Genomic DNA, 16,601 nt, shown 5'->3' on the forward strand with positions numbered 1-16,601 from the left:
AGCGGAAGGCAAAAAGCCCCGCATCGCGTTCCGTCCCAACAGACATCATCCGGAACTGCCGCCAAGGCTCAAACGCTACAACCGCCTCATCGCACGCCGGCGAGCCCAGGTCGAGACCACCTTCGCCACTCTCAAACGCCGCATGCGACTGACTTGCATCCGCTACGTCGGTCTGATGAAGGCAAGCGGGCAGGTCCTGCTCGCCTCGATCGCCTTCAACATGAGGCGGTGGGCCACGATCGCGGCCTGAACCGCCCGCCGAGGGCGAACACTAGAGACCTCGCTGGCAATTGCCGTGACCGCGCCCCTCTCTCCTCATGTCCTCAGCCTCCAAGACCGATAACGCAACAGGCCCGCAAGGGGAGAAGGAAGAAATTACGTCGCTTGCTTCCGTGACGCCACGAACACGCCCGACAGCACCAGCGCGAAGCCGATGAAGTGGAATGCCTGCGGGTGTTCGCCCAGGAACGCCATCGCCATGATCGAACCGAACACCGGCACGACGTGGAAGAACGGCGCGGCACGGTTGGCGCCGATCAGGCGGACGCCGCGATTGAAGCAGAGATAGGCCAGCGTCGAGGGAAACACCGCGACGTAGAACAGCGTCAAGAGGTTCGGCCCGTCGAGCTTCATCACGGGCCGCGCGGACAATTCCCAGATCTCCAGCGGAATGAGGCAGGCCGCGCCGGCCCCGAAGGTGAAGGCGAGGAACGACAGGCCGTGCATCGGCGGCCGTTTCAAGGTCAGCACCGAATACAGCGCGAAGATGACGAGCGCGACGATGAAGATGAGGTCGCCCTTGTTGAACTCGATGTTCGACAGGGTGGTGAAATCGCCGTGCAGCAGAATGGTCAGCACGCCGCACATCGACAGCAGCACGCCGAACGCCTGCGCGGCGGTGAGGCGGATGCCGAGGATGGCCAGCGACCACAGCGCCACGATCAGCGGCGCGGCCGACTGCAGCAGCAGCGTATTGAGTGCCTGGGTATGCTCCAGCGCCCAGTATTGCAGCGTGTTGAAGGCGCCGATGCCGGTGACCGAGAGCGTGATCATCAGGCCAAGCCTGCCGCGGATCGCCGGCCAGTCCTGGGCAAGATGTTTCCAGGCGAACGGCAGCACCAGCAGGAAGGCGAAGAACCAGCGCAGGAACGATAGCGTGACCGGCGGGATGTGGCCGGCGGCGAGCCGCCCGACGATGGCGTTGCCGGCCCAGCACAGCGCGGTGATGCTGAGCAGCAGGTAGGGCTGGTTGGCGATCCAGCTGTGGCCGGATGTCTCCGCGCTGGTGGTCTGGCCGGTGGCGGACATTGGGATTGGCGTGCCCCGCATGCGCCGAGGCTTCCAGCCCGGCGGGGTCCGGGCCGGCTGATCGCCCGGCGCTGTCCAAAGACACGGAAATCGGGGCTGCATCAACGGGGGGCGGACGCATCGCGACCATGCAGCGGCGGATTGCGCCTCTCACGCTTTGGTCGAAGCCCCGCGCGCCGCCGCGAAGGTTTCTGGATTTTCCGGGGATATCAAAGGCTTGGAGTAGCCTCGAAGCCCTGAAAATGCCCCGTTCTTGCTTGCCTAGAGAGGCTGCTTCCTTTATCCGGTTGGGCTGCCTCGCGTGCGAACGGCCTCTGGCCGGGAATTGGGCTGGGCGCAGGCATGATTCCGGAAAAGTGGGTACCAATTTTCCGTTCGGATCATGCCACCTACAGAGAAATCTTCGAAGGATTACCCGCGAATGGCCAATGTTGTCGTCGTCGGCGCCCAGTGGGGCGACGAAGGAAAGGGCAAGATCGTCGACTGGTTGTCGGAGCAGGCGGACATCGTTGTCCGCTTCCAGGGCGGTCATAACGCCGGCCACACGCTGGTGATCAACGGCAAGACCTACAAGCTCGCGCTGCTGCCCTCGGGCGTGCTGCGCGAGCAGAAGCTGTCGGTGATCGGCAACGGCGTGGTGTTCGATCCCGCCGCCTTCCTCGACGAGGTCTCCAAGCTGCGGGCGCAGGGCGTTGCGGTCTCGCCGGAGAACCTGCGTATCGCCGAGAACGTCACGCTGATCCTGCCGCTGCACCGCGAGCTCGATGCGCACCGCGAATCGGCCAGCGCCGCGACCGCGATCGGCACCACCCGCCGCGGCATCGGCCCGGCCTATGAGGACAAGGTCGGCCGCCGCGCCATCCGCCTGATGGACCTCGCCGACCTCGACACGCTCCCGCACAAGATCGACCGGCTGCTTGCCCACCACAACGCGCTGCGCCGCGGCCTCGGCCTGCCCGAATTCGACGGCAAGGTGATCCTGAAGGAGTTGAGCGCGCTGGCGCCGGAGCTGCTGCCCTACGCCGAGACGGTGTGGCGGCTGCTGGACATCAAGCGGCGCGAAGGCAAGCGCATGCTCTTCGAAGGCGCGCAGGGCGCGCTGCTCGACGTCGACCACGGCACCTATCCCTACGTCACCTCGTCCAACACGGTGGCGGCGCAGGCCGCGACCGGCGCCGGCCTCGGACCGGGTGCGGTCGGCTATGTGCTCGGCCTGTGCAAGGCCTACACCACCCGCGTCGGCCAGGGCCCGTTCCCGACCGAGCAGGACAACGAGACCGGCCGCCGGATCGGCGAGCGCGGCCGCGAGTTCGGCACCAACACCGGCCGTCCGCGCCGCTGCGGCTGGTTCGACGCCGTGCTGGTCCGCCAGGCGGTCCGGACCTGCGGCATCAACGGCCTGGCGCTGACCAAGCTCGACATCCTCGACGGCTTCGACACGATCGAGGTCTGCACCGGCTACAAGCTCGACGGCAAGGAGATCGACCACTTCCCGGCCGGCGAGGGTGCCCAGGCCCGGGTCGAGCCGATCTACGAGACCATCGAGGGCTGGAAGGAGCCGACCGCCAATGCGCGGTCCTGGGCCGACCTGCCGGCCCAGGCCATCAAATATGTCCGGCGGATCGAGGAATTGGTGGGGTGCCCGGTTGCGCTGCTTTCCACCAGCCCCGAACGCGAAGATACTATCCTGGTGCAAAATCCGTTTGAGGCTTAACGATATCTTACCGGGACGCGCGTATAGTTGAGTTGAAATGGCTGATTACTATCCGCTGATCGCCCGCGCTATTGCCGCCCTGGACCCGAACGCTCCCGGCGAAAGCCGTCGCGCGCTCTATGAGCGGGCGCGCACGGCGTTGATCGCACAGCTGCGCAGCGTGCAGCCGCCGCTCTCCGAATCCGAGATCACCCGCGAAAGGTTGTCGCTGGAGGAGGCGGTCCGCAAGGTCGAATCGGAGGCTGCCCAGCGCGCCCGCGAGGCCTCGCGCCCCGGTGGCGGCGCCCGCGGTGGCAGCAGCGGCGACGCCTTTCGCCGCGCCAGCACCCGAGCCGCCGAAGGCAGCCCGGCTGCGCCGGCCCCGCCGCGGACGCGTCCGGCCCCGCCGCCGCCGCGCGCCGACCGTCCATCCATCAACGTCGATGACCAAGGCGAGGCCCCGCGTCCGCCGCGCGCGCCCCGTTTCGACGCCCCGCGCCAACCGGGGCCGTCCGCCCCGCCACCGATGCCGGAGCCGGCGGCCGGACGCGATCGCGCCGGTGCGCGCCGTCCTCCCGATGTCGGACCTCCGCCGCCGCTGCCGCCGGCACCGGGCGTGCGCGGCTTCCGCGACATCACCGCCGACGCCAACGATCTCGGCGGCGCTGCCGCGCAGGCCAGCCGCGCCGCGCGCCGCACCTATGCCAATGTGCCCTCGCCCTCGCCGGAATTCGACCGGCTCGAGCCGAGCCTGGAAAACCGCGCCGGCGAGCAGGACGCGCCTTATTCCTACGACGAGTCGGTCGAGGAGGCCGAGCGCTACGCGCCGCAGCCGCCGTCGCCGCGTCCGCGCATCGCGCCCGAGCGCGACGCCAAGAAACGCGCCCGCGCGCGCTCCACCTTCCCGTTCAAGAGTGCGATCGCCGTCGGCATCGTGCTGATCCTGGTCGGTGCCGGCATCCTCTGGGGCAAGCAGCTGGTCCAGATCGCGACCAATTTGCTGAAGTCCTCGCCGACCCAGGTGGTGGAGGCGCCGAAGGATCCGTCCCAGCCGCAGAGCAAGCCGAAGATTCCGGATCGCGTCGGGCAGCCCTCGGCCAGCGATCAGCCGGTCGCGCCGGTGGCGCAGAAGGTCGTGCTCTATGACGAGGATCCGTCCGATCCGAAGGGCAAGCAATATGTCGGCTCGGTGGTGTGGCGGCTCGAGCCGATCAAGGCGTCCGGCAACCAGAAGGCCGACGTCGCCGTGCGCGCCGACATCGAGATCCCCGACCGCAAGTTCAAGATGACGATGTCGTTCCGCCGCAACACCGATTCCTCGCTGCCGGCGAGCCACACGGCGGAGCTGACCTTCATCCTGCCGCCGGATTTTCCGGGCGGCAGCGTCTCCAACGTGCCGGGCATCCTGATGAAGTCGAATGAGCAGGCGCGCGGCACGCCGCTCGCCGGCCTCGCGGTCAAGGTCACCGACGGCTTCTTCCTGGTCGGCCTGTCCAATGTCGACGCCGACCGCTCCCGCAACGTCCAGCTCCTGAAGGAGCGCTCGTGGTTCGACGTGCCGCTGGTCTATGCCAACCAGCGCCGCGCCATCATCGCCATCGAGAAGGGCGCCCCCGGCGAACGCGCCTTCAACGACGCCTTCGCCCAGTGGGGCGATTAGGGGCTCAAGCTGCGACTGAGTCGATGCGAGCCGAGGGGATACCTCCCCCGCTTGCGGAAGGGCTATCGCGTTTGAGAGCTTTTCCCTGCAGCCATCCTTCGAGACGCCCGCTTAGGCGGGCTCCTCAGGATGAGGGCGGAGTGTGAGGCAGCAGTTTCAAGGGCACTGACGCCAATTAGCCTCATCCTGAGGGGGTGCGTAAGCGCCGTCTCGAAGGACGAGGCGCGCGCGCCGGCCGCCGCCAAGAGTCACATGCGAGAACCTTGTCCGGCGGGAAGAGGCGGACCGAGCCTCAACGATCCAGCCGAACTCGACCCGACTACTGCGCCGCCGCTTCCCGCTTGCGCGATGCTGATGCCGCGGCTTCGCGGTCCATCACGGCGCGGCAGCCGGGGCTGACCTGGGCCTTGTTCCGCACCATGCAGGCCCTGACCCTGGGAATGTCGGGGATCTCACTGGAGCACAGACGCATCGCGTCACCCGTGCACATCTGCTGCGCTTCGGATGAGAAGGCGAGGCCGGGTGAAGTCTGGAGTGCGATGGCCGTGGTTGCGACGGCGAAGAGCGAAGCGGTGGTCTTAAGCAGCGAAGCGATGGTTTGATAGCGTGTCATGCAGAATGCGTCCCCGAGTTCCGTGGGCTTGAGCCACTTGGTTTTTGGGGCGCCGCACGTGGCTTGATCTGCCGCATGTCACAGCCTTCACGTCGGGAACTTTGGTCCCGCATGTGGTCGCTCGATTTCTTGAAGTTCGAATCGAAAGGTGCTGCGCCGCCCGAGCGAAGTATGCGCCATTGTCACGCGGCTGCAATGGCAGGCGCAAAGGAATTTGCAATTGTTGCGTGGACGTCACGCACAAAGCTTGCGCGCGCGATCAGATCATCCGATCGAAGGATGCGCTCGCTTGTTCCACGTCGCTCGCGCCGAGCGCGGCGGCGTGTTCCTCGACGGCGGTGACGCCTTTGGCGGTCAGCTCGAACAGATCGCCGTCCTTCATCACGTAGCCGTCGGCGATGAGCTCGCCGATCTTGCCGTGGCGGTCGTCGGCGAAGGCAACGGACTGGCTGATGTCCCGCAGGATCGAGAGCTGTTCGTCGCGCAACATGGCTTCACTCTCCGTTCGCTGGGGATGGTCGGTCCTCACATGCCGTGGCTCTGAAACACCTTGCTGCAAGAGCGCGACAGCTTGGCCCGGTTGGCCTGCAGGCAACCCTGCACGGCGCCGTCATTGCCGAGGTCCTTGCGACAGAAGCGCGAGGCGTCGCGTGAGCACGCCTGCTGTTCCTGCGGCGAGCCCATGTGGCCTTGCGCAAGAGCGGGTGCGTTCGACAGGCCACTCAGGGCTGCCAGCGTGATCGTCGCCATGAGAAATTTGCGGGCCATCGGCGGCTCCAATCTGACAGGGATAATTCAGGTCCTGTCTGAACTCGTCGCCTTGCCACTTGTTCCCCCAATGGCAGAGCCCGCCCCGCTATTCAAGGTTCCCGCGGCGCTGCTATAAACGTCGGCGAAGTGAAAGGGTGTTTGATGAAACGCTATCTGGTGTTTGCCCTGGTTGGCCCGTTCGTCGGCGGGTTCCTGCTGCTGCTGACGACGACCTATCAGTCCGGCTATTGGGCCCAGACCAGTCTCGGCGAGGTCGGCAAGCTGTTCGCGGTGTTCTTCAAGACCCTGCAATACAGCTACCTGTTCGGCTTCCTGCCCTCGCTGATGATCGGCGCGGTCGATGACATCCTGACCCATGTCAGGCGGATCGGCCCGGGCTTGCGGATGCTCCTGGTCGGCCTGTTCGCCTTCGTGCTGGCCTCGCTCACCTACAGCTCGCGCGGGCCGGATTCGGGCGCGGTGCAGTTCATCCTGTATGGCCTCGTCGGGTTCGTGCCGGCGGTGATTTCGTCCTGGCTCGTGCATAAATACATCAAGGAGCCGCAAGCAGTGGCGGCGCCGACCTGAGCGCGCGACGTTCGGGCGCGGCGCAGCAACCTCTGCCGCCCCAGCGCGTTCCCTGAAGGCCATGACCATGTCCGACGACGATATCCTTGCTCCACGCAGATCCCGTACGGGGAGCTCGCGCGCGACCGCTTCCGGCCCGGAGGCACGCGGGCCGATCATCGACCAGGATGGTCGGGAAATCCGCCCTGAAACGCTGGAGCAGGGCTTTCGCGAGTTCGGTTTCGAGCTGGGCAAGGATCATCCGTTCGCCGGGAGCCCGTTCGGCAATCTGACGCGTGAGCAGCGGATCGCGCGGATCGAGGCGATCGCAAAGCTGCTCGACGTCGCCTTCATCCTGCCCGGCACCAACATACGCTACGGCATCGACGGGTTGATCGGCCTGATTCCCGTCGTCGGCGACATCATCACCACGGCGATCTCGCTGTGGCTGGTGCGCGAGGCCCGGGCGCTGGGGGCGCCCTGGTACATCACCACCCGCATGCTCGGCAATGTCGCGCTCGACGGCGTAGTCGGCCTGGTCCCGTTCGCGGGCGACGCTTTCGACGTCATGTTCCGCGCCAACATGCGCAACGTGCGCCTCTTGCGCCGCTGGCTCGACAAGCAGCCACGGATCTGAAGCTTCCCCTCTTCGCCTCTCCCCGTAAGAACGGGGAGAGGGAGTAGAAACGCAAAAAGCGCGACAGCCTTTTGGCCATCGCGCTTTCTGCGCACATCGTAAGGCTCAGCGAAAAAACTTATGCCGCGTCGGCGGCGTCGGTCTCGGCCGGCGCCGGCTTGGGACGGCGGGGCAACGGGAAGGCTTCGCTCTCATAGAGCGAGCGGATGCCGTTCTGGTCGAAACGCGCTTCCTCGACCTGGAGATAGGCGCCGTTCAGCGAATCCGTCGGCAATTGCTCCATCGCGAACTGCACGGCTTCGGCCGCGGTGCCGAACCGGCGATAGGTGAAGCCTGCGCGCTTCTTCTTGCGGATCGCGGCGGGGAAGAGTTCGGCAGACGTGTTGAAGTTGAACGGACGCAGTGGACGCATGGTCAAAGACCTCGTGATCTCTCTGGGGCTTTAAGCGCGTGGGGTTTGGGAGGGCAGGGGCCGCAATCGAGCGGGCCCGCCGCACATGCCATTTTCGCCCACTAATATAGGCCGTTTTGACAAAAATGCGACCCCTGCGATGGGAGATGATGAATCCGCGCATGGCAGCTCCGCGGATGAAATTAACTGAATTATTTCAATGGCTTATATGGATTACAATTTGCCAAGAAGCAGCAGGACGACCAGCACGACCAAGACGACGCCTCCGATGCCCATGCCGGAATGGCCCATGCCATAGCCGTAGCCGCCGACGCGGCCGGACAGGCCGCCGAGCAGATAGATGATCACCAGGATGATCAGGACGGTCCCGACTGACATGGCATCCTCCCCTGGCGGCCGCCAAATGCGATGATCGGCCGCACCGCCAGACAAGAAAAGCACATCGCGCGGTCGGGTTCCATGAAGGAACCCGACCGCGGGCAACGTTTATTTGGGCTCCAGCTTCAGCGCGGCCGAGTTGATGCAGTAGCGCAGGCCGGTCGGCCCGGGGCCGTCGGGGAAGACGTGGCCGAGATGGCCGCTGCATTTGGAGCAGAGCACCTCGGTGCGGATCATGCCGTGGCTGACGTCCCGCTCCTCGTCGACATGGCTCTCGACGGCCGGCTGGGTGAAGCTCGGCCAGCCGCAGCCCGAATCGAACTTGGCGTCGGATTCGAACAGCACATTGCCGCAGCCGGCGCAGACATAGGTGCCGGCGCGGTGGTCGTGCTCATACTCGCCCGAGAAGGGACGCTCGGTCGCCTTCTCGCGCAGCACCGCGTACTGCATCGGCGACAATTCGCGCCGCCACTGCTCTTCGCTCTTGATGACCTTGTCGTCCGTGGTTTTCATTTTGGTGTCGGGCATGGGTCTCCCGTTCTTGAGATGATCTCGCGATCAGTTGGTGGCCTTGCTGGCGCTCACCAGCGTCGGCTTTTCAATGTAGTTATCCGCGAACAGCTTTTTCAGGTTCTCGACCTTGGGCAGGTCGTTATAGGCGATGTAGGGCTGGTTCGGGTGCAGCGTCAGATAGTCCTGGTGGTAGGCCTCCGCCGGGTAGAACGCCTCCAGCGCGCCGACCTTGGTCACGATCGGCTTGCTGAAGACCTTGGCGCCGTTGAGCTGGGCGATATAGGCCTCCACCACCTTCTTCTGCTCGTCGGAGGTGGTGAAGACGGCCGAGCGATATTGCGTGCCGACGTCGGGGCCCTGGCGGTTGAGCTGGGTCGGGTCGTGCGCCACCGAGAAATAGATCTGGAGGATCTTTCCGTAAGAGATCTTCTTCGGGTCGTATTTGATCTCGACCGCCTCGGCATGGCCAGTCCGGCCGCTCGAGACCGTCTGGTAGTCGGCGGTCGCCTTGGTGCCGCCGGCATAGCCGGAGACCGCGTTGACGACGCCCGCGGTGTGCTGGAAGACGCCTTGGACGCCCCAGAAGCAGCCGCCGGCGATCACGGCGGTCTGGATCCCGCTCGCAGGTGCCGCATCCATGGCCGGGGCGGGGATCACGACCGCGTCCTCCGCGGCCTGAGACGGCGCGGCAAAGGCCAGCGCGAAGGTTAGCGAAAGGGCGGTGGTTGCGGCGAGCAGGGAGGCGAGGGCAGGTCGGCGCATGGCGGATCCTCTTTCGAAAGGTCTGACAGTCTAGGGCGGTCGGGGCCGGACGAACAGTTGCCCGGCTGCGTTTTCGCACCATCCGAGGTACGGACGCGGCCGCCGGTTGTTACGACGGGACGGACACGAGTCTGTGAAATGAGCCGCGCGGGATAGAAGGGCGCCGGCGGCTTGGCGAGACCGGGAACTCCGCGCTAGATGAACCGGTGCGATCGATGATCGACTTAAGAAGAATCCGGCTGGAGCAGGCCTGACCCATGCTGCGCGTCGTTTCCCTGAGCCTTGTCATCCTGACCGCCGGCCTGTTCAGCGCGGCGGCCGACCCGCAGGCCGACGATCTCACCCTCTGCCGTGACCGCCAGGCGGAGGCCCAGGCCCGCGCGAGCGCCTGCGACAATCTGCTGAAGGCCGACAAGCTCACCGGCAAGGACAAGGCCATCGCGCTCTCCGTGCGCGGCAACACGCTGATCAGCAAGCGCGACTACGACCGCGCGATCGAGACCCTGTCCATCGCGATCGATCTCGATCCTGATTACGTCATTGCTCTCAACCTGCGCGGCCTCGCCTATGAGCGCAAGGGCCAGGATGACCTCGCCATGGCGGACTACAACCTCGCCCTCCAGAAGCGCCCCACCTACGGTGTCCCCTACAACAATCGGGGCGTCATCCACGCGCGCCGCGGCGCGTTGCAGAGCGCGCTCGACGATTTCAGCCTGTCGATCAAATACACGCCGAAATTCCTGCTCGGCTGGACCAATCGCGCCCGCGCGCGGACGCTGATGAAGGATTTCGACGGCGCGATCGCCGATTTCGCGGAGGCCGAGAAGATCGACCCGGCCGCGCCGCAGATCGCCAGCAACCGCTGCATCACTTACGGCATGATGGGCAGGTACGCGCAGGCCCTTGCCGACTGCAACGGCCTGATCGAGCGGCAGCCGAAAAACGTGTTCGCGATCAACAACCGCGCCGACGTCAGCATGATGAAGGGCGACCTCGACGCCGCGCTGAAGGATTACAACACGGCCATCCAGATCAATCCGAACAACATCCGCGCGCATTCCGGTCGCGGCCAGATCTACGAGCGGAAGAAAGATCTCGCGCAGGCGCGCGCCGATTACCGCGCGGCCGCCTATTCGCTGACGAAGTTCGACGAGCCCGACGTCGCCCGCGCCCGTGCCGTCGCGCAGGAGCGGCTCGCCGCGCTGACGCTGCAGGCGCCGGCCGGAGCAACCGGGCGCCGCGTGGCGCTGGTGATCGGCAACGGCGCCTACAAGAACGTCCATGCGTTGCCCAATCCGCCGCGCGATTCCAAACTGATCGCGAGCGTGCTGCGCGACGTCGGCTTCCAGAGCGTGATTTCCGTCAACGACCTCACCCGCGACAAGTTCTTTGACGCGCTGAAGGCCTTTGCGGAGGAAGCGGAGAAGGCCGACTGGGCCGTGGTCTATTACGCCGGCCACGGCTTCGAGATCGGCGGGGTGAACTATCTCGTTCCCGTCGACGCAAAGCTCGCCGCCGACAAGGACGCCGAGACCCAGGCGGTCGCCCTCGAGCAGGTGATCGCCGCGGTCGGTGCCGCGCGGAAAATGCGCCTCGTGGTTCTGGATGCCTGCCGCGACAATCCGTTCGCGCCGAGCATGCAGCGCACGCTGTCGCTGAAGCTGGTCGACAAGGGCTTTTCCAACATCGAGCCCGGCGCCGGCTTCATGGTGGTCTACGCCGCCAAGCACGGCGAGACCGCGATGGACGGCGACGGCAGCGCCAACAGCCCGTTTGCCACCGCGCTGGCCCGCGAGATCAAGCAGCCGCGCATCGAGATCCGAAAACTGTTCGACATCATCCGCGACGACGTCTGGGCTGCGACGAAGCACGAGCAGCAGCCATTCACGTATGGGTCACCGCCGGGACGGGAGGATTTTTACTTTGTGGCGGGGAAGTAAGGGGCGCGATATCCGTGCCTCGTTCACGGTGCCGTAGGGTGGGCAAAGCGACTTGTCCGCCGTAGCTCGAAGAGCGAAGGCGGAAGCGTGCCCACGCGTTTATTTGCTTATGGAGAGAGATCGTGGGCACGGCGCTATGCGCCTTTGCCCACCCTACGGCAGGGTCACACCACGATGCTCAGCCGTTTCGCTGCGCGCGTAATCCCCGTATACAGCCACCGCGCCCGCGAGTCCTGAAACGCAAAGCTCTCGTCGAACAGCACGACGTCGTCCCATTGCGAGCCCTGCGACTTGTGCACGGTGAGCACGTAGCCGTAATCGAACTCGTCATAGGGCTTGCGCTGCTCCCAGGCGATCTGCTCGACGCCGCCTTCGAAGCAATCGGCGCGCACCGAGACCTTGGTCACCTTGTGGCCGAAATCCTCGTCCGGCGACAGCCGCATCGAGAGAATGCGCGATTTCGAGCGCGAGGTGTTGCGCGACTTCACGCGCCACAGTCCGCCGTTGAACAGGCCCTTCTTGCGGTTGTTGCGCAGGCATACCAGCTTGTCGCCCGCGACCGGGAAGACGTCCTCGATGTTCTGGCGCTGCCGCACCCGCATGTTGTAGGCGCGCCGCGTGTTGTTGCGGCCGACCAGCACCTGGTCGGCGCCCATGACGCGGTCGGGATCGAGCTCCTTGCGCGACACCACCTCGCTCTCGCCGTAGCGGCCGATGTCGAGCTCGCGTCCCTCGCGCACGTCCATCGACATCCGCACGATCGGATCGTCCTGCGCCTGGCGGTGCACCTCGGTCAGCATCGCGTCGGGCTCGGTGTTGGTGAAGAAGCCGCCGCCCTGGATCGGCGGCAGCTGCGCGGGATCCCCGAGCACGAGCAGCGGGCAGTCGAACGACATCAGGTCGCGGCCCAATTCGGCGTCGACCATCGAGCATTCGTCGATCACGATCAACTTCGCCTTCGAGGCCGGCGCGTCGTCCCACAATTCGAAGCTCGGCTGCTCCTCGCCGGATTCGCGGGCGCGGTAGATCAGGGAGTGGATGGTGGAGGCGTCGTCGCAACCCTTGTTGCGCATGACGAGGGCGGCCTTGCCGGTGAAGGCCGCGAATTTCACCTCGCCGTCGACGCCTTCGGCGATGTGCCGGGCCAGGGTCGTCTTGCCGGTGCCGGCAAAGCCGAACAGGCGGAAGATCGGCGGCGTGCCATTGCGGCCCGGCCTGGCCTTCAGCCAGTCGCCGACGGCCTTGAGAGCGGCATCCTGATGCGGTGTGAAACTGGCCATATCTGTCTTGAGGAAGGGCGAAACGAGGCGATTCGCCATCCCCCAAAACTAACCATTCGCCCCGCCGGTTCAAGCGGGGCGAACCCGGTTGCCTTTTGGTCCTACTGCCAGCCGGGAACGCCGCGCATGTCGGGCAGCTGGTGGGCGATGCCCTTGTGGCAGTCGATGCAGGTCTTTTCCTTCGTGAACAGGAAGCGCTGGTGCGCCACCGAGGCCCGCGGCGACTGCTTGGTGATGTCCATGGAATCGGCACTGTGGCAGTTGCGGCATTCCAGGGAATCGTTGGCCTTGAAGCGCGCCCATTCGTGCGCGGCGAGCTCGAGGCGATGATCCTGGAATTTCTCGCGGGTGTCGATCGTGCCGAAAATCTTGCCCCAGACCTCCTTGGAGGCCTGCATCTTGCGCGCGATCTTGTCGGTCCAGTTGTGCGGGACGTGGCAATCCGGGCAGGTCGCGCGCACGCCGGAGCGATTGCTGAAGTGGATGGTGGATTTCAGCTCGGCGTAGACGTTGTCCTTCATCTCGTGGCAGCCGGTGCAGAATTTTTCGGTGTTGGTCAATTCCAGCGCGGTGTTGAAGCCGCCCCAGAAGATAACGCCGGCGACGAAGCCCGCGAGCACCAGCGTGCCGAGCGCGAACACCGAGCTCGGCCGGGTCAGCACACGCCAGAGCTCCAGCGCAAAGTCCCAGCTTCGCGCGATGAAGCCGCGCTTGGTTTTCAGCTCTGCATTGGGCTCGTCAGCAGTCGTCGTCATCGGCGGCCACCCGGGCTTGCACGCGAGAGCAGCGTGTCGATGTCGACGAAGTCGTTGCTCACGGGCGGATTGGCGGTGTTCTGCGGCACGTGGCATTCCGTGCAGAAGAAGCGCCGCGGCGAGATCGAGGCGAGGAACTGGCCGTCGCGGTCCATGAAATGCGTGATCGAGACCATCGGCGCCTGCGATTCCGCCGTGCGTGCCCGCGCATGGCAGGACAGGCATTTGTTGCCGTTGAGGTCGATCTGATAGCCGTCGATCGTGTGCGGGATGACCGGCGGCTGCTCCGGATAATTGCGCACCTCCTTCTCGGACGTGTTGCGGTTCGGCAGCATCGGCGGCGCCGGGCCCTCGTCATTGAGTGGAGCCGGACCGCGCAGGCCCGAGGTGACGGTCTGTGCGGTCAGCGAGCTCGAGGCCGCGGCGATCGCGAAGGCGAGCAAGGCGATTGCAGATCGTTTCATCATGACAGGCTCACCCGCTCGATGCGCACGGCACATTTCTTGAAGTCGGTCTGCAGCGAAATCGGATCGGTCGCGTCCAGAGTCACCTTGTTGATCAGCTTGGACTCGTCGAACCACGGCACGAAGACGAGGCCCTTCGGCGGCCGGTCGCGACCGCGCGTTTCGACCCGGGCGCGGATGAAGCCGCGGCGGGAGACCACCTTCACCTCGTCCCCGCGACGGAGCTTGGCATCCGCCGCGTCGTCCGGATGCATGAAGCACACGGCTTCGGGGAAGGCCTTGTACAGCTCGGGCACGCGGCGCGTCATGGTGCCGGAATGCCAGTGCTCCAGCACGCGGCCGGTCGAGAGCCAGTAGGGATATTCGTTGTCGGGCGATTCCGCCGGCGGCTCGTAGGGCAGCGCGAAGATGCGCGCCTTGCCGTCGGGATAGCCGTAGAACTGCACGTCGGTGCCCTGCTTGACGTAGGGATCACTGCCCTCGCGGAAACGCCACTTCGTCTCCTGGCCGTTGACGACGGGCCAGCGCAGGCCGCGCTCGCGGTGATAGATGTCGAACGGCGCGAGGTCATGGCCATGTCCGCGGCCGAACTGGGCGTATTCCTCGAACAGGCCCTTGTGCACATAGAAGCCGAAGGCCTTGGACTCGTCGTTGAGATAGCCCGGCTCGATGTCGGTCACGGGGAATTTGTCGACCTGGCCGTTCTTGTAGAGCACGTCGAACAGCGTCTTGCCGCGAACCTCGGGCTTCTTGGCGATCAGCTCCTCGGGCCAGACCTCCTCGATCTTGAAGCGCTTGGAGAACTCCATGAGCTGCCAGAGATCGGATTTCGACTCGCCGGGCGCGGGGACGAGCTGGTGCCAGAACTGGGTGCGCCGCTCGGCATTGCCGTAGGCGCCTTCCTTCTCCACCCACATCGCGGTCGGCAGGATCAGATCGGCGGCCAGTGCCGTCACCGACGGATAGGCATCCGAGACCACGATGAAATTGTCGGGGTTGCGGAAGCCGGGATAGGTCTCCTCGTTGGCATTGGGGCCGGCCTGGAGGTTGTTGTTGACCTGCACCCAATAGGCGTTGATCAGGCCGTCCTTCAGCATCCGGCTTTGCAGCACGGCGTGCGCGCCGTTCTTGTCGGGAATGGTGCCTTCGGGCAGCTGCCAGATGTGCTCGGCGTGGTCGCGATGCGCCTTGTTGGTCACGACCATGTCGGCCGGCAGCCGGTGCGAGAAGGTGCCGACCTCGCGCGCGGTGCCGCAGGCCGAGGGCTGGCCGGTCAGCGAGAACGGGCTGTTGCCGGGCGAGGAGATCTTTCCGGTCAGGAGATGGATGTTGTAGACGAGGTTGTTGCACCAGACGCCGCGGGTGTGCTGGTTGAAGCCCATGGTCCAGAACGAGACCACTTTGGTCTTGGGATCGGCGTAGAGCTCGGCGAGCGCCTCCAGCCGGTTCAGCGGCACGCCGGACATCTCGGCTGCCTTTTCCAGCGTGTATTCCGACACGAACTTGACGTACTCGTCATAGCTCATGTCGGTGGAGTCGTTGGCCTTCGCTGCACCCGTTGCCTTTTTCTGAAGCGGATGCTCCGGCCTCAAACCGTAGCCGATATCGGTCTGCCCCCGCCTGAAAATCGTATGCGCGGCGACGAAGTCCTTGTTGACCCGGCCGGTCTTGATGATGTGGTTGGCGATGGCGTTGAGGATGTAGAGGTCGGTCTGCGGCTTGAACACCATGCCGATGTCGGCGAGGTCGAACGAGCGGTGCTCGAAGGTCGAGAGCACGGCGACGCGGACATGCGGCGCGGACAGCCGGCGGTCGGCGAGGCGCGTCCACAGGATGGGGTGCATCTCCGCCATGTTGGAGCCCCACAGCACGAAGGCGTCGGTCGCCTCGATGTCGTCGTAGCAGCCGGGCGGCTCGTCGATGCCGAAAGTGCGCATCATGCCGGCGACGGCGGAAGCCATGCAGTGCCGCGCATTGGGATCGATGTTGTTGGTGCGGAAGCCGGCCTTGAACAGCTTCGAGGCTGCATAGCCTTCCCAGATCGTCCACTGGCCGGAGCCGAACATGGCGACGCCGTTGGGGCCGCGCTTCTTGATCGCCTCCTTCCACTTCACCTCCATGATGTCGAAGGCTTCGGTCCAGGATACGGGCGTGAACTCGCCGTTCTTGTCGTATTTGCCGCCCGTCTTGCGCAGCATCGGCTGCGTGAGCCGGTCATGGCCGTACATGATCTTGGAGAGGAAGTAGCCCTTGACGCAGTTGAGGCCGCGGTTGACCTCGGCCTTGATGTCGCCATGGGTGGCGACGACGCGATTGTCCTTGGTCGCGACCATCACCGAGCAGCCGGTGCCGCAGAAGCGGCAGGCGGCCTTGTCCCATTTCATTTCGCTGTTGTCGCGCTCGGTGATGAGATTGGCGGCGAGCGCCGGAGCCGGCATGCCTGCTGCGGCGGCCGCAATCGCGGCGGCCTCGAGCTTCAGCATCTGGCGGCGGTCGAGCTTTGGCGATGTCATGATGGCTCTTCCTGAACTCAGGCGGTTTCGATGGCGTGGAAGACCAGCGCCGCGGAATAGACGTGTTGCAGCGACTGGATGGTGTTGAGCAGGGTGCCGAGGCTGCCGGCATCGGGCGCTTCGGTCACGACGACGAGTTTGCCGCGTGGGTCGCGGCCATGGATCTCGCAGCCGGGCAGGGCGGTGATCTCAGCTTCGAGTTCGGCGAGGCGCTCGGGGCGCGCCTGCACGATGATGCTGGCGATTTCGGCGCCCGGTGGCGGCACGATGCGGTCGGTGCTGAGCACGCGGCCGGTGATCAATGCGCGGCGGTTGAGTGAAGCTTGGGCCATGATGCCGGTCTTTCGCTTGGAGGA

Annotated in this window: 19 protein-coding genes; 6 read left to right on the plus strand and 13 right to left on the minus strand. The window is 65.4% G+C overall.

Annotated features, from left to right (window positions below; all coding sequences use genetic code 11):
- A partial coding sequence (locus tag BM190_RS26560) for a transposase (RefSeq protein ID WP_143109082.1) occupies nucleotides 1–250 on the plus strand: 250 nt, incomplete at its 5' end.
- A gap of 125 nt (nucleotides 251–375) precedes the next feature.
- Here BM190_RS26560 and BM190_RS26565 read toward each other — a convergent pair.
- Nucleotides 376–1,308, minus strand: coding sequence for a DMT family transporter (locus BM190_RS26565; RefSeq protein WP_092260417.1), 933 nt, complete (start codon nucleotides 1,306–1,308; stop codon nucleotides 376–378).
- Between the two features lie 421 nt (nucleotides 1,309–1,729).
- Here BM190_RS26565 and BM190_RS26570 point away from each other — a divergent pair, with 421 nt between their 5' ends.
- Both BM190_RS26570 and BM190_RS26575 read left to right on the plus strand, forming a co-directional pair.
- On the plus strand, nucleotides 1,730–3,022 hold the full coding sequence (locus tag BM190_RS26570) for an adenylosuccinate synthase (protein WP_018318369.1): 1,293 nt from the start codon (nucleotides 1,730–1,732) through the stop codon (nucleotides 3,020–3,022).
- 37 nt (nucleotides 3,023–3,059) lie between these two features.
- A complete protein-coding gene (locus BM190_RS26575; RefSeq protein WP_092260418.1) occupies nucleotides 3,060–4,661 on the plus strand; it encodes a hypothetical protein in 1,602 nt (533 codons plus the stop codon).
- A 319-nt stretch (nucleotides 4,662–4,980) separates the two neighbouring features.
- Here BM190_RS26575 and BM190_RS26580 read toward each other — a convergent pair whose 3' ends face one another.
- The 3 genes from BM190_RS26580 to BM190_RS26590 form a co-directional block, all read right to left on the minus strand.
- Nucleotides 4,981–5,274: a hypothetical protein gene (locus tag BM190_RS26580; protein WP_026202007.1), complete on the minus strand. Its 294-nt coding sequence runs from the start codon at nucleotides 5,272–5,274 to the stop codon at nucleotides 4,981–4,983.
- Between the two features lie 259 nt (nucleotides 5,275–5,533).
- The gene (locus BM190_RS26585; RefSeq protein ID WP_026202008.1) at nucleotides 5,534–5,764 is read right to left on the minus strand and encodes a hypothetical protein; all 231 of its coding nucleotides are present in this window, start codon (nucleotides 5,762–5,764) and stop codon (nucleotides 5,534–5,536) included.
- Between the two features lie 35 nt (nucleotides 5,765–5,799).
- Nucleotides 5,800–6,042, minus strand: a complete 243-nt coding sequence (locus BM190_RS26590; RefSeq protein ID WP_177237301.1) for a hypothetical protein — start codon at nucleotides 6,040–6,042, stop codon at nucleotides 5,800–5,802.
- A gap of 144 nt (nucleotides 6,043–6,186) precedes the next feature.
- Between BM190_RS26590 and BM190_RS26595 the strand changes: the two genes are divergently transcribed.
- Together BM190_RS26595 and BM190_RS26600 are read left to right on the plus strand one after the other, a co-directional pair.
- A complete protein-coding gene (locus BM190_RS26595) occupies nucleotides 6,187–6,612 on the plus strand; it encodes a DUF5413 family protein (RefSeq protein WP_092260424.1) in 426 nt (141 codons plus the stop codon).
- A gap of 61 nt (nucleotides 6,613–6,673) precedes the next feature.
- Complete coding sequence (locus tag BM190_RS26600; RefSeq protein WP_092260426.1) at nucleotides 6,674–7,228, plus strand: DUF4112 domain-containing protein; 555 nt, start codon at nucleotides 6,674–6,676, stop codon at nucleotides 7,226–7,228.
- A gap of 118 nt (nucleotides 7,229–7,346) precedes the next feature.
- Here the strand turns inward: BM190_RS26600 and BM190_RS26605 are convergent, their stop codons facing one another.
- From BM190_RS26605 to msrA, 4 genes are all read right to left on the minus strand, one after another.
- Nucleotides 7,347–7,640, minus strand: a complete 294-nt coding sequence (locus BM190_RS26605) for a hypothetical protein (RefSeq protein WP_018318374.1) — start codon at nucleotides 7,638–7,640, stop codon at nucleotides 7,347–7,349.
- A gap of 213 nt (nucleotides 7,641–7,853) precedes the next feature.
- On the minus strand, nucleotides 7,854–8,018 hold the full coding sequence (locus BM190_RS26610; RefSeq protein ID WP_084674830.1) for a DUF3309 family protein: 165 nt from the start codon (nucleotides 8,016–8,018) through the stop codon (nucleotides 7,854–7,856).
- Between the two features lie 108 nt (nucleotides 8,019–8,126).
- Nucleotides 8,127–8,546, minus strand: coding sequence for a peptide-methionine (R)-S-oxide reductase MsrB (gene msrB / locus BM190_RS26615; RefSeq protein WP_092260430.1), 420 nt, complete (start codon nucleotides 8,544–8,546; stop codon nucleotides 8,127–8,129).
- A 30-nt stretch (nucleotides 8,547–8,576) separates the two neighbouring features.
- Nucleotides 8,577–9,293, minus strand: coding sequence for a peptide-methionine (S)-S-oxide reductase MsrA (gene msrA / locus BM190_RS26620; protein WP_018318377.1), 717 nt, complete (start codon nucleotides 9,291–9,293; stop codon nucleotides 8,577–8,579).
- A 257-nt stretch (nucleotides 9,294–9,550) separates the two neighbouring features.
- On the opposite strand from msrA, the gene BM190_RS26625 reads away from it, so the two are divergent.
- A complete protein-coding gene (locus BM190_RS26625; protein ID WP_092260432.1) occupies nucleotides 9,551–11,233 on the plus strand; it encodes a caspase family protein in 1,683 nt (560 codons plus the stop codon).
- A gap of 164 nt (nucleotides 11,234–11,397) precedes the next feature.
- On the opposite strand, the gene BM190_RS26630 is transcribed toward BM190_RS26625, so the two are convergent.
- From BM190_RS26630 to BM190_RS26650, 5 genes are all read right to left on the minus strand, one after another.
- The gene (locus BM190_RS26630) at nucleotides 11,398–12,513 is read right to left on the minus strand and encodes an ATP-dependent DNA helicase (RefSeq protein ID WP_026202009.1); all 1,116 of its coding nucleotides are present in this window, start codon (nucleotides 12,511–12,513) and stop codon (nucleotides 11,398–11,400) included.
- A gap of 101 nt (nucleotides 12,514–12,614) precedes the next feature.
- Nucleotides 12,615–13,268, minus strand: a complete 654-nt coding sequence (locus BM190_RS26635; RefSeq protein ID WP_018318380.1) for a NapC/NirT family cytochrome c — start codon at nucleotides 13,266–13,268, stop codon at nucleotides 12,615–12,617.
- Nucleotides 13,265–13,735: a nitrate reductase cytochrome c-type subunit gene (locus BM190_RS26640; RefSeq protein ID WP_026202010.1), complete on the minus strand. Its 471-nt coding sequence runs from the start codon at nucleotides 13,733–13,735 to the stop codon at nucleotides 13,265–13,267. The genes BM190_RS26635 and BM190_RS26640 overlap by 4 nt, the downstream gene beginning before the upstream one ends.
- Nucleotides 13,732–16,245 carry a nitrate reductase catalytic subunit NapA gene (gene napA / locus BM190_RS26645; RefSeq protein WP_092260437.1) on the minus strand — a complete coding sequence of 838 codons (2,514 nt, stop codon included), beginning with the start codon at nucleotides 16,243–16,245 and terminating at the stop codon, nucleotides 13,732–13,734. Before napA ends, BM190_RS26640 begins: the two co-directional genes overlap by 4 nt.
- 17 nt (nucleotides 16,246–16,262) lie before the next feature.
- Nucleotides 16,263–16,577, minus strand: coding sequence for a chaperone NapD (locus tag BM190_RS26650; RefSeq protein WP_026202011.1), 315 nt, complete (start codon nucleotides 16,575–16,577; stop codon nucleotides 16,263–16,265).
- Between the last annotated feature and the right edge of the window lie 24 nt (nucleotides 16,578–16,601).

The organism is Bradyrhizobium sp. Rc3b, assembly GCF_900114915.1.
GTDB lineage: Bacteria > Pseudomonadota > Alphaproteobacteria > Rhizobiales > Xanthobacteraceae > Bradyrhizobium.

What these genes read in the sequence shown, in the direction of transcription:
- msrB (WP_092260430.1), bottom strand. Translation starts at nt 8,546, where the DNA reads ATGCCCGACACCAAAATGAAAACCACGGACGACAAGGTCATCAAGAGC.
- BM190_RS26625 (WP_092260432.1), top strand. Translation starts at nt 9,551, where the DNA reads ATGCTGCGCGTCGTTTCCCTGAGCCTTGTCATCCTGACCGCCGGCCTG.
- BM190_RS26575 (WP_092260418.1), top strand. Translation starts at nt 3,060, where the DNA reads ATGGCTGATTACTATCCGCTGATCGCCCGCGCTATTGCCGCCCTGGAC.
- BM190_RS26570 (WP_018318369.1), top strand. Translation starts at nt 1,730, where the DNA reads ATGGCCAATGTTGTCGTCGTCGGCGCCCAGTGGGGCGACGAAGGAAAG.
- BM190_RS26600 (WP_092260426.1), top strand. Translation starts at nt 6,674, where the DNA reads ATGACCATGTCCGACGACGATATCCTTGCTCCACGCAGATCCCGTACG.
- BM190_RS26585 (WP_026202008.1), bottom strand. Translation starts at nt 5,764, where the DNA reads ATGTTGCGCGACGAACAGCTCTCGATCCTGCGGGACATCAGCCAGTCC.
- BM190_RS26595 (WP_092260424.1), top strand. Translation starts at nt 6,187, where the DNA reads ATGAAACGCTATCTGGTGTTTGCCCTGGTTGGCCCGTTCGTCGGCGGG.
- msrA (WP_018318377.1), bottom strand. Translation starts at nt 9,293, where the DNA reads ATGCGCCGACCTGCCCTCGCCTCCCTGCTCGCCGCAACCACCGCCCTT.
- BM190_RS26635 (WP_018318380.1), bottom strand. Translation starts at nt 13,268, where the DNA reads ATGACGACGACTGCTGACGAGCCCAATGCAGAGCTGAAAACCAAGCGC.
- BM190_RS26605 (WP_018318374.1), bottom strand. Translation starts at nt 7,640, where the DNA reads ATGCGTCCACTGCGTCCGTTCAACTTCAACACGTCTGCCGAACTCTTC.
- BM190_RS26630 (WP_026202009.1), bottom strand. Translation starts at nt 12,513, where the DNA reads ATGGCCAGTTTCACACCGCATCAGGATGCCGCTCTCAAGGCCGTCGGC.
- BM190_RS26565 (WP_092260417.1), bottom strand. Translation starts at nt 1,308, where the DNA reads ATGTCCGCCACCGGCCAGACCACCAGCGCGGAGACATCCGGCCACAGC.
- BM190_RS26650 (WP_026202011.1), bottom strand. Translation starts at nt 16,577, where the DNA reads ATGGCCCAAGCTTCACTCAACCGCCGCGCATTGATCACCGGCCGCGTG.
- napA (WP_092260437.1), bottom strand. Translation starts at nt 16,245, where the DNA reads ATGACATCGCCAAAGCTCGACCGCCGCCAGATGCTGAAGCTCGAGGCC.
- BM190_RS26590 (WP_177237301.1), bottom strand. Translation starts at nt 6,042, where the DNA reads ATGGCCCGCAAATTTCTCATGGCGACGATCACGCTGGCAGCCCTGAGT.
- BM190_RS26640 (WP_026202010.1), bottom strand. Translation starts at nt 13,735, where the DNA reads ATGATGAAACGATCTGCAATCGCCTTGCTCGCCTTCGCGATCGCCGCG.
- BM190_RS26610 (WP_084674830.1), bottom strand. Translation starts at nt 8,018, where the DNA reads ATGTCAGTCGGGACCGTCCTGATCATCCTGGTGATCATCTATCTGCTC.
- BM190_RS26580 (WP_026202007.1), bottom strand. Translation starts at nt 5,274, where the DNA reads ATGACACGCTATCAAACCATCGCTTCGCTGCTTAAGACCACCGCTTCG.